At 56.7% G+C, this 10,408-nt stretch carries 16 protein-coding genes; 1 reads left to right on the top strand and 15 read right to left on the bottom strand.

Annotated features, from left to right (window positions below; genetic code table 11):
* The first annotated feature begins 560 nt into the window (after nt 1-560).
* Nucleotides 561-776 (top strand): hypothetical protein, encoded by a 216-nt coding sequence (locus AB1S50_RS17950; RefSeq protein ID WP_367152513.1) that lies wholly within the window; start codon nt 561-563, stop codon nt 774-776.
* Between the two features lie 58 nt (nt 777-834).
* On the opposite strand, the gene AB1S50_RS17945 is transcribed toward AB1S50_RS17950, so the two are convergent.
* The 15 genes from AB1S50_RS17945 to AB1S50_RS17875 form a co-directional block, all read right to left on the bottom strand.
* Entirely contained in the window at nt 835-1,818 is a 984-nt protein-coding gene (locus tag AB1S50_RS17945; protein ID WP_367152512.1) for a phage late control D family protein, read from the bottom strand.
* On the bottom strand, nt 1,815-2,195 hold the full coding sequence (locus tag AB1S50_RS17940) for a phage tail protein (RefSeq protein WP_367152511.1): 381 nt from the start codon (nt 2,193-2,195) through the stop codon (nt 1,815-1,817). Before AB1S50_RS17940 ends, AB1S50_RS17945 begins: the two co-directional genes overlap by 4 nt.
* 9 nt (nt 2,196-2,204) lie before the next feature.
* A complete protein-coding gene (locus AB1S50_RS17935) occupies nt 2,205-4,775 on the bottom strand; it encodes a phage tail tape measure protein (protein WP_367152510.1) in 2,571 nt (856 codons plus the stop codon).
* A 24-nt stretch (nt 4,776-4,799) separates the two neighbouring features.
* Nucleotides 4,800-4,937 (bottom strand): hypothetical protein, encoded by a 138-nt coding sequence (locus AB1S50_RS17930; RefSeq protein WP_367152509.1) that lies wholly within the window; start codon nt 4,935-4,937, stop codon nt 4,800-4,802.
* Nucleotides 4,938-4,955: 18 nt separating this feature from the next.
* Nucleotides 4,956-5,072, bottom strand: coding sequence for a GpE family phage tail protein (locus tag AB1S50_RS17925; RefSeq protein ID WP_367152053.1), 117 nt, complete (start codon nt 5,070-5,072; stop codon nt 4,956-4,958).
* A gap of 8 nt (nt 5,073-5,080) precedes the next feature.
* Nucleotides 5,081-5,389, bottom strand: coding sequence for a phage tail assembly protein (locus tag AB1S50_RS17920; RefSeq protein WP_367152055.1), 309 nt, complete (start codon nt 5,387-5,389; stop codon nt 5,081-5,083).
* Nucleotides 5,390-5,428: 39 nt separating this feature from the next.
* On the bottom strand, nt 5,429-5,938 hold the full coding sequence (locus AB1S50_RS17915; RefSeq protein WP_367152508.1) for a phage major tail tube protein: 510 nt from the start codon (nt 5,936-5,938) through the stop codon (nt 5,429-5,431).
* A 23-nt stretch (nt 5,939-5,961) separates the two neighbouring features.
* Nucleotides 5,962-7,125 (bottom strand): phage tail sheath protein, encoded by a 1,164-nt coding sequence (locus tag AB1S50_RS17910; protein WP_367152507.1) that lies wholly within the window; start codon nt 7,123-7,125, stop codon nt 5,962-5,964.
* Nucleotides 7,115-7,474, bottom strand: a complete 360-nt coding sequence (locus tag AB1S50_RS17905) for a GPW/gp25 family protein (protein WP_367152506.1) — start codon at nt 7,472-7,474, stop codon at nt 7,115-7,117. Before AB1S50_RS17905 ends, AB1S50_RS17910 begins: the two co-directional genes overlap by 11 nt.
* The gene (locus AB1S50_RS17900; RefSeq protein WP_367152504.1) at nt 7,471-8,082 is read right to left on the bottom strand and encodes a phage baseplate assembly protein V; all 612 of its coding nucleotides are present in this window, start codon (nt 8,080-8,082) and stop codon (nt 7,471-7,473) included. The genes AB1S50_RS17905 and AB1S50_RS17900 overlap by 4 nt, the downstream gene beginning before the upstream one ends.
* Before the next feature lie 213 nt (nt 8,083-8,295).
* Nucleotides 8,296-8,586, bottom strand: a complete 291-nt coding sequence (locus tag AB1S50_RS17895) for a hypothetical protein (RefSeq protein WP_367152502.1) — start codon at nt 8,584-8,586, stop codon at nt 8,296-8,298.
* A 14-nt stretch (nt 8,587-8,600) separates the two neighbouring features.
* Nucleotides 8,601-8,813, bottom strand: a complete 213-nt coding sequence (locus AB1S50_RS17890) for a DUF2283 domain-containing protein (protein ID WP_367152500.1) — start codon at nt 8,811-8,813, stop codon at nt 8,601-8,603.
* A 37-nt stretch (nt 8,814-8,850) separates the two neighbouring features.
* Nucleotides 8,851-9,219, bottom strand: a complete 369-nt coding sequence (locus tag AB1S50_RS17885) for a hypothetical protein (RefSeq protein ID WP_367152499.1) — start codon at nt 9,217-9,219, stop codon at nt 8,851-8,853.
* Nucleotides 9,220-9,416: 197 nt separating this feature from the next.
* Complete coding sequence (locus tag AB1S50_RS17880) at nt 9,417-9,743, bottom strand: DUF1493 family protein (protein WP_367152497.1); 327 nt, start codon at nt 9,741-9,743, stop codon at nt 9,417-9,419.
* Entirely contained in the window at nt 9,736-10,290 is a 555-nt protein-coding gene (locus tag AB1S50_RS17875; protein WP_367152494.1) for an RHS repeat-associated core domain-containing protein, read from the bottom strand. The genes AB1S50_RS17880 and AB1S50_RS17875 overlap by 8 nt, the downstream gene beginning before the upstream one ends.
* Nucleotides 10,291-10,408: the final 118 nt, after the last annotated feature.

Below are 10,408 nucleotides of genomic sequence, written 5' to 3'. Positions count from 1 at the left end.
AAGGCCGAGCTGCAGCGATTTATTCGTGTTCATAACCGCGATCTTGCCAAACCATTTAAATGGACAAAGAGCGCCGACACGGTACTGGCTTCAGTGCAGCGAGCCAAAAATGTGTTACCTAATTAACCGCATGGCCCACTAGGCAGTCTTCCATGGCTCGGTTCCGCTCTCAAATGGCAAGGTGGAATTAAACACCAGCCTGCAGGCGACGGCAATCAACGATTGGTGGCCCACTGTATGATGATCTTCACGCCATCCTATCAGGGAAAGAATCAGGCACAAAATTCTATAACCGCCGGGAAAGCGCCGTGTTTACTGACTTTCAGCCATTTTGACCTGTGAAGAATCTCTTCATTTTTCTTCAAGATTATTCGTTTTGCGAAACTCTATTTTAGTGATTGAGTGCGGCTGTTTTGATGGGCTGTGCGTGGTAGAGGTTAATAGAATTTTCTTGATGTTAATTCGGAAAGAACGAGCAATCTGTGATAGCGCGTCTATTTATTCCTTTTTCGAGCTCCTGTATCCTTAACCTAACGCACTGTTAAAGAAAGGAATAGCATATGAAAAATGATCCATTTTATAGAAACATCCAGAACCCTGTTGAAAGATCTCAATTACTCCTTGCTAATGCCGAAAAAGTAATAGAGAACTTAAAAAAATATAGCGTGAATCGTGGGGAGAACTTTGGGGAGGACTCTTACTTAGAAGTACTAGAATATGCTAATCAAATTAATCTATTAATCAAAGAAGTTACTGAATTACAATCTGTGGATTAATAAAGAAAATAAAGCCTGGTTGCTCTAAATCCTATCTCATTAACCGGCAAGCAGGCATTTACTTACGGGTCTCCAACTCGATCGCCGTGGTAAAACCCTGGCCCCCAACTGTGTGGCGGCAGCTGGCAATCAGCCAGTCGGTCCCGTCGATTTCCGCTTTGAACCCTTCGAGGCGCACCGGCTGTTCGGGGTAGAGGTCCGCGCGGCCCAGGGCCAGTTGATAACTCATGGTGGCCAGGCTGCGCTGGATACGTTGCCACTCGGCTTGCGCCGCCTGCTTGGCTTCCTCTTCACTGGCAAAGCTTTCCTTGAGTTGTTTGGCGTCGTCGTCATCCCCCACCAGCACAGTTTTGCGCTCGGCGTTTTCGCTGTCATGCCAGTCGGCGCGCACGCCGGTGTAGCTGTCGCGGTCGGCGATATGGTAGCGGTGGCGGTCGCCATCGCGGCGACGAATCGTGGTAGTGGGCAGGGGCGTGCCGCTGGCATTGGTCCCTTGCCCCACGGGAAAAAACAGCAACCGGCCGGCCTTGATGGTGGCGACGGCGTCGTGGCGCTTGCCGAGGCGGGTTAACAGGTTGGCGTCGCTTTCGGTCTGGTCCAGGTGGGGGATGGCTATCCGGGCCAGGTCAGCGGCGATGCGCGGGGTAAGTTGGTGTTCGCCGGCGAGGGTTTTCAGGATCTGGCCTAGGGTGGTTTGATCCCAGCTGCGCTCGCGGCGGTTGCGCAGGGCTGCGGTGAGGTCGGCGCTGCGGGCGCGCAAGGTGAGCAGATCGGGAGCGCCGCTGTGTTCGATTTCGTCGACACGAAACCGGCCTTTGTTCCGCAGGCCGCTGTCCTGCCAGCCCAGGGCGACGGTAAGTTGCGCACCGCGTTCGGGCAGCGCCAGACGGCCGTCGTGATCCTGCAGCCGCAGGGTGAGCTCGTCGGCTTCGCCATCGCGGTGTTCGCTGAGGCTGAGTTCAACAAGGCGCGGGGCCAGTGTGTCGGTGAGATCGCGGCCGTCCAGAGTGACACGCCAGGCGGGTATTCTGTGGCCGCTCACAGTCCGTCCACTTGTTTGAGCTGCAACTTAAATTCAATGCGCCGGGCGCTGCCGTCGGCAAAAAACAGGCTGCGGCTTTCCTGCAGGGATTCAATCACCCAGGCCCCGTGGACGTTGCCATTGCCGTCCACCAGGGTCCAGGCTTGGCCCCGGTCGGCCATGTCCCGCAATGTGTTAAGGGAGGCGGGGTCGCCGGTGAGGTCGGGGGCGATTAATCCGCTCAAGGTAATGGCGTCATTGCCGGGGCCGAGAAACTGGGTGGCGGCGCGGGCGCCGATGCGGTCACTGCCGGCATGACGCCAGGCGGTTTGCCGCTGCAGATCCCGGTAGGCGGCGGAGGACAGGGAAAAGGCGAACAGGCCCAGGCTCATCATCATTTTTTTGCCTCAGTCGTAGTCGCGCAGGCTGGCGCGCCGGCGGGCTTCGCGCTCCCGCTGCAGCTTTTGGATTTCCTCACGCACCAGGCTTGCGATGGCCGCGGCATCCATACCGGGAGCGGGATAAATATTGATGGTGACCGGTCCGATGGACGCCGCCGCGGGGGCCTGGCGCTGGGCGGAAAGCGGCGGGCGCTGATCGATGGCGACGGCGGGCATGGTGGCGGCGGCAATAGTGAGGCCAGCACCGAGACCACGCAGGCGGCGGTTAAAATGATCCAGTTGACGCAGGGGCTGGTTCTGCCGCGCGTTTATGCCGCGGCTAAAACCGTCCATGGTGTCGCGACCAAAGCCGGCAAAAACCCGGCTGGGGGAACGGATGCCCAGCTTGTCCTTAAAAAACCCGATGGCGCTGCCGGCGGCGCCGGTGATGACATTTTTGAGGTCGCCGATTTTGGCTTTGATGCCGGACACCAGGCCGTCGATCAGCGCTCCGCCCCAGGCCATCAGTTTGTCCGGCCAGCCGCCGAGAATATCGTTGATGATGGTCCACAATTGCGCGAATCCCGCGCGGATGCGGTTGCCGTCCCCGGTAAAAATCCCGGCGATCACCTCCCATATAGCGCCAAAATAATGGGTGATCCCCTGCCAAAAGACCCGCACGCCCTGAACCAGTTCGCCCCACAGGCCGGCAAAAAATGCCTTGATGGGTTGCCAGTATTTCATCAGCAAAAAAGCGGCGCCGGCGATGGCCAGCAGCACCCAGCCGATGGGATTGGTGAGCAGAAAAACAAACAGGGTTTTAAAACCGGCCAGCAGCGCGGGAATGACGCTGGCCTTGAGCCATAAAAGCAGGGTTCCCAGGCCGCTCAACACCGGCGCGGCGGCAGCCATGGCAATACGCAGGCCGGCGGTGGCCATCATCAGGGCACCAAAGCTGAACACCAGGGCGCCGCCCAGGGTGAGCAGCACGGCGAAAATGGCGGCGATGGTGCCCAGCACTTTTGTCAGTTGCGGATAGGCTTTGAGGGCCTCGCCGGTGCGGCGAACCAGGCCGGTAAACACGCTACTGATTTTGCGCAGGCTGGGCTCCAGGGATTTGAACAGCGTAATGCCCAGATCCTGGGTGGCGGACTGCAGGGATTTAAGGTCGCCCTCCAGGTTGTCCATTTTTACTTTGGCCACCCGTTCGGCGGTGCCAGCGACGTCATGCAGTTGCGCCGCGTATTTACTTAGCGCCCCCTGGCCTTCGCGGGTCACCAGGTCGGCCATGCCGGCGCCGGCGCGCTGGCCAAAAATCTGTTTGAACAAAGCGGCGCGATCGGCGCTGCCAATGTTTTTGGTGGCCTCACCCACGTCGGCGATGATTTTGACAATATTGCGCAGGTCGCCGTTGGCGTCCGCGGCGCTGACACCGATGGAGGCCAGGGCTTTGCCGGACATGCCGGCGGTGTCGCCCACCCGGTTGAGCACTTCACGCAGATTGGTGCCGGCCATGCTGGACTGGATGCCGATATTGCCCAGCAGGCCGGCCATGGCGGCGGCGGTTTCCAGGTCGGCGCCCATGGCCCTGGCCTGGGGGCCGACGTATTTCATGGTTTCGCCGAGCATTTCCAGGTTGGTGTTGGAGGTGACGGAGGTGGCGGTGAGCACGTCGGCGACGCGCTGGGTGTTTTTGGCTTCGATGCCGAAAGCGCCGCTGATATTGGAGACGATATCGGCCACCTGGGGCAGCGCCATGTCCCCGGCCAGGGCGGTGTTGAGCATGGCGGGCATGGCGTCGCGAATGGCCTGCGGGGTAAACCCGGCCTGGGCCAAAAACACCTGGCCCTGGGCCGCCTCGGTGGCGGTGAAGGCGGTGGTGGCCCCGAGCCGGCGCGCCTGGGTTTCCAGCATTTTTAGGCGCGGGTCGTTTTTGTCCAGGCGGGTTTTGGCCTGCACGTCGGAGATGGCGGTGGAAAAATCCAGCCCCGGCACCAGGGCGGCGCCCATGCCGCGCAGGGCGCGCTGTCCCAGGAAGGCGGCGCCGGCGCCGTGCAACAGGGCACTGCGCCCGCCCTCGTGCAATCGCCGCGCACTGGCCTGGGCGCGGGCCAGTTGTTCCAGCCGCGCTTTTTGCAATTGCATGGCGCGGTTGGCCTTTTGGGTCTCGGTACGCAGGCGCCGCTGTTCCTGCACCAAGTTGCGGGTACTGACCCCGGCGCCGCCGAGCCGGCCGCGCAGTTGCTGCAATTTGCGGATCTGCTGCTGGTGGCTGTGTTTGAGTTTGCCCGCCGCTTTCTGGGCGCGCTGGAAATCCCGGCGCAGTTGCCGGCTGGGATTGCTGGTGTCGCGGATTTCCCGGGCCAGTTCATTGACCCGCTGCCGGGCGGACTGCAGGGCATTTTGGGAGCCGCGCAGATCTTTATTCAGGCTGCGAAAACCATCCAGGGTTTTTTGGGTCTGGTTGAGTTCCTTTAAACGCTCGCGGGTTTCGCGCAGGGCTTTGGCGGTGCCGGTACTGCCCTGCATCACCCGACGCAGGGGCTTGGTGGCTTTGTTGACGGTGCTGAGCAGCAGCTGCAGGCGGAGGTCGGCCATCTCAGGCCACCCCCGGACGCGGGATCAGTGTTTGTCGTGGGGGTTGCCGAACCAGCGGCCGCCGCGGCGCACAAAGCCGACCCAGAACAGCAGCAGGCCGATGCACGCCAGTAGGGCGATGCCCAGCAGCAGATACAGAAACAGCATAATGATCAGGTCCATGACCGCAGTATAGTGGGCTCACTTTTCACTGCCACTCCGCTTTCTGGCACGTTCGCGCCATTGCATCAGTTCCTGCAGATCCATCTGCGCCATGGCCGCCGGTGACCAGTGGAAAATCGCGGCAATATCCGCCATGGCATCGTCTACCCAGTTGGGTACCGGTCCATCCTGCGCGCGAAAAAACCCGCGATCTCACCGCCCAGGGCCAGGAGGTCGCCGGGTTCCAGCTCGGCGACGTCCTGTTCGGTAAGAGTGGGTGCGCTGATGCGCGGCAACAGCTTCTGCATGGAAATCACATCCAGGTTGGCGATATCGATCAGCGCCAGGCCGCGCAGTTCTCCCGCCTTGGGTTTGCGCAGGGTGATCTCTTTAATCACCTGGTCGCCGCGCTTAATAGGGTGTTCCAGCGTTACCGGTTCGCTGGTTTGCGCTGTTTGTTTGCTGCCGGCCATAGGGCCCCTCCTCTGTCATTGGTTTCGCGATACGGTTTTTTACAGGCCGATGGCGCGGCGCTGCTGGGCCAGGCGATCCGTGCCGTTGACGTTTTCCACCAGGTTCAGCAGATCGATTTCGATCAGGGTGCTGCCGTTGATGCTGAGCTTGTAGTAGCTGCAGGCGGTGGTGACACTGAACTCGGTGTCCTCGCCGGCCTGGGCGTCGCCAAACTCGATTTCCGAGTGGCGGCCGCGAATCACCACTTCCACCGCGTCCACAGCGCCGGTGTCGTCGCGCTGGTAGGCGCCGGCAAAACGCAGTTGCACGCCGTCGTGGCTGGTGATGCCGTATTGCTCCAGCACTTCGCGCATCAGGCCGCCGTAGGTGGCGGACAGTTCCAGCGCTTCCTGGCCGTGGTCGATTTTGACCGGGCCGCTCATACCGCCGCCGCGGTAGTCCTCCATGCTGCGGGTGAGCGTGGGCAGGGTGACGCTGTTGACCTGGCCGAGGTAGGAATTGCCATCGTTAAACAGGTTGAGGTTTTTGAGTTTGCGGGGCAGTGCCATGATAAGCGCTCCTGTTTTTTTCCCTAACCGCTGACGCGGTCGGCGAAGTCGGCCAGGTATTGATCGGTGATGCGCTGTTGCAGCAGCAGGTTTTCCAGCGGCGGCACCGGGGTGTAGTCGTAGTCGATCACCAGCTGCCCGTCGGCCAGGCTCTGGCTGGTGTTGGCGTTTTCGTCGTACCAGCAGCGGGCATCGATCAGGGCGCCGAGGGTTTTGAGCTGGCGGAACTTGGCGTTGATGCCCTCGATAATGTCTTTCACCAGACTGGGGTGCATGGGTTTGTCGACAGCCCAGGCGACGCTTTCGGCGATGGTGTCCGCCAATACCTGGGCGGTGCGGGTGGCGGACTCGAAGGCGAACAGCGGATCGTCCGCACAGGTGCGGGAACCCCAAAAACGAAATCCGTTGTGATTGACCAGGGTGGTGACGTCGGCGGCATTTAAAAAACCGGCGTCGGTGTTGGGATCCTGCAGATCCCAGTGCACGTCGGCACTGATTCCGGTGACACCGCTGACGACGACATTGGACAGGGTTTTGTGCCAGCCCTGTTCCTGGTCGATGCGCGCGCGCAGGCCGAGGGCGCGGGCGGTGGCAAAATCCTGGCTGTTGTCGCTGCCGTCCCAGGCGAGGAAGTCGGGCCAGATAATCATCAGCTCGCGGTCGGAGAAGTTGCCGCGATAATCGCTGACCTCTTCCTTGGTGGCACTGGGACCGGCGCTCACATAGGCCATGGCGCGCAGCTTTTTGGCCAGCACACCCAGGGCGGCGGCCACCTCCTGGGTGTCGAGTCCGGGACAGCCCAGAATACGCGGCCTGACCCCCAGTTGTCCCTGGGCGGCCAGCAGCGCCTGCAGTCCGGTGTACTGGCCGTCGACGCTGCCACCGATCACATTGGTGCTGGTCTCGGCCGCGTCCAACCCTTCGGCCACGCGCACCGCCACCACCAGGGGACTGGCCTGGTCGGCGATAGCGCTGAGAGTCTTTGCCAGGGTGCCATTGGTGCCGGCTTTTTCGAGAGCGCCCTGCACGTCGGTGATCAATACCGGTTTGTTCAGGGGAAACATTGTCTCGTCGGCGTCGACAGCGGTGGCCACCAGGCCGATCACGGCGGTGGAAATGGTGCGGATGGGGCGCGTGGCTTCGTTGACTTCGACAACGCGGACGCCGTGGTGATATTCAGTTGCCATAAGGCCCTCCGGTTTCCGTGCCCAAGGGCACGGTGATTTGTGTGGGGACGCGGTCGACACTGCCCTCCAGCCGCAATAAAAAAGCACCGTCCCTGTCCAGGGTAAAAAGTTGTACCCGCGCCAGGCGCAGGCGCGGCTCCCAGCGCATCAGCGCCATAGCGGTGGCGCCGTACAGGCGCGCGCGGGTGGCGGTGTTGAAAGGCTGGTCCAGCAGTTCCGGAATCAGTGAGCCGTAGTCCCGGCGCATCACCCGGCTGCCCAGCGGCGTCTGCAGTATGTTGGCGATGGACTGGCGCAGATGCGCTTCCCCCTGCAGGGCGCGGCCGTCACTGGCGCTGGTGCCTTTCATTGCAACGGCTCTCCACTCAGACCGCCACCGGGGGTGACGCCAGTGGTCTTGTGATGCGCGAGGCTCACGCCCTCGCCCTTGACGTCGCCGGTGGCCTCGATACCGCCGTCCACTTCGACTTCACCCTTGATGCCGGTAGCGCCCTCGATCTGTGTGGCGCCGACAATTTTGGTATCGCCATTCACCGTCAGGGGACCGTTAAGGGTCATGCCGCCGCCGGCGGTGATCGCGGCGCTGCCGCCTTCGGGCAGTGTGGCGCTCAACTGGTGTGCCTCGTGGTCGTAACGGATTTCCGCACCGTCCGGATAGCGCACCAGGTGGCTGGTGCCGACGTTGTCCGGCGCCGGATTGGCCTGGGAATACAGCCCCCGCAGCACCAACCCCTGCTGCAGATCACCGCCGGGGGAAAGGAGCAATACCTGCTCGCCGATTGCGGGGGGATCCCACTGGGTGGTGGCGCCGGCGCGCAGGCTGATCCAGCGCAGCGGCGCGGTGGCGAGCTCGCCGGATTGAACCCGACAGCGCGCCTCCCGGTGCTGCACCTCAACAATGGTGCCGAGGCGGATCAGGTTGGCGAGCAGGCGGTACAGTTGGGTGTGGGATTCCATGGGGGGGATGGTGCGGCAGCGACGCGGCCACCGCAGTGAGGCGGGTTTGTAGCGGGGGTGATTACAAGTCGCGGGGCCTGTTGCGCTTTTTGCCCCAGGGCTTGGCTTTATGTTTCATCGCGCAGGAGACAGCCCCTTACTGATCACCCTTTAGATTTATCTGGTTATCTAAATCAGCAATAGATTGCATCTTGCTTACCAAAACCGGGGATATTATTGATTAGGATGAATTCTATCTAGGTATTTTTTTTCAGTTGTTAAAATTTCATATGTAACAGAAATAGAATCCTTCTCGATTTTTGTTGCTTGTTCGTAATCATTTACATACCAGTCAACCCAAGCTTTTTTTTCTTGAAAATTGACCGAGCACCTATTGTTCAGCTCCGTAATGATTTGATTAACATCAAGGGACTCAGTGATTTCTTCAATTCCTGCGGCTCCATCATAAAGTAGCTCTCTCACCAGTAAGTAGGTATTGATTTTCTGTATCTGCAATTCAGCCATTATAAGAAACCAATTTAGCTTAGAACCTCAATACCTATTAATGTTCCATCTTTGTCAAAATCAAAATATAGGTCTGGCCCTTTGTATTCTTTAATAAAGTCTCGTAGAGATTCTGTTTTCTTCACAATTCCCGCGACAGTGGCCTTAGGGTGCCCTGGAAGCATTAAATAAGCATCTTCTCCCCCATCACCACCACTCACCTTTAAAATAAAGTTTTTTTGTGTCATTTTTAGAAAAACTCAATGCGCTCAACTTTTCCGTCGTTCATAGTGAATCAAGTCTTTTTATATGCCGTTCATGTGCCTTTACTAAGGCTTCACTGGGTTGCTCTATAAAAACAAATAAGTCAGCAAGGACATCTAGCTTTTTACTATTTTCCTCAGAATCCATATTATATTGATCTTCTTTAGCTTCTACGTACTTTAATATCTCATCATCGCTCAAATTAAAAAAATACCTTTGGATTCGTAAAGATGTTTTTAGAGTTAAACTTCTAATTTTTACAATCCCATTCGATAGAAATTCGGTCGTCAGTTTTTTTTCATCTAGCAAATCATCTAGTTCATTCCAAATAGTATCAATAGATTTCTTATATTCTAAGTATTCCTTTACGGGATCTACATCATGACTCACAAGAATTTTCCTCATCTGGACAAATTTTTAAAGCGCAGTCTAATTCTCTCAGCTTCTTTTCTATAATATTTACTGGATATTACACAGGCAAAGCTGATGCATATTCAAAACTGCACTCCAACCAACATTCTTTCCAGATGCTAATAACTATTGATAATATTTTCGTCTGAAATTAAGGAATAAGCTCCTCCTCATCATCACTTTTCCTGTGCCGCATTGACCATCTCTACCAGCTCATTAATTTCTAACCGCTTAATATCTTTGGCACTTCCTTTTGAAAAAATTTCACAAAAAAAACTAATAGGGTTTGCGGCTGCTTCAGGCCCAAAGTAATCGTCTAAATTTATACTACTTATATCTACACCAAAATTTACAGAAAACTTGCCTAAAATTTCTATAGCATCATCACCGTCGACGCCGAAGTCATGAAACAAACTCGAATTAGCATGTATCTTCTCAACAGGAATGCAAAGCTCTTCGGAAAAAAAAGCTTTGACTTGATCCAAACAGTTAGAATCATTCATTTTGACAGCTCACGCACTCTTTTAAACAATCACCATAGTTAACAAAGTCTTCTGCAAGCAAGCCCCATCCGACAAGTGGTGCCCATCTACCTAAAACCCTACCAAGCTTATTGGATCTGGCGAAAGGTCTCTTTTGAGTTGGAGCCGGCAATCGGAATGGTAGCTTCTGGGGGAAAGCCTTAGAAAGTCCCTTGGATAAGGGAGAAGTTCCTGCGGAAGTTCCCCTTTGAACAAACCTTTTTTCAACTGTCGGCTGTCCACCTAAAACCAGTCCTAATCCTGCTAAAGTGTCTATGCCTAATGCCTTGACGGTACACCCACATGGATCTGGGTTATTCGCCATCCCGTCATTGTATCTATTCGTATTGTAAATGTCTGGTATGCCATAACTTGTATACAGACCCCTAGAGTCTGAATAGATGGTAGGATTTTGTTGTACATAACCGAAAGTATTCGTTCCATCTAACAAGCCCAAAGGATCACTCTGCAAATAGCGCCCGGTACTTGGGTCGTAATCCCTGAAGTAGTTGTAATAAAAACGGCCCAACGCAAATCCGCTACAAGATTCACTACAACCCCAGTAACATCAATCACTTAAAGAACATGCAGCCCAGTGCGGAGGATACTTTATCAAGTTACAGCCCCCGACGCACTTTCTCGCTTAA

It is taken from the genome of Microbulbifer discodermiae (assembly GCF_040742695.1).
Classification (GTDB): domain Bacteria; phylum Pseudomonadota; class Gammaproteobacteria; order Pseudomonadales; family Cellvibrionaceae; genus Microbulbifer.
Note: the sequence above shows the minus strand (reverse complement) of the source record. Positions and strands in the feature narration are given on the sequence as shown.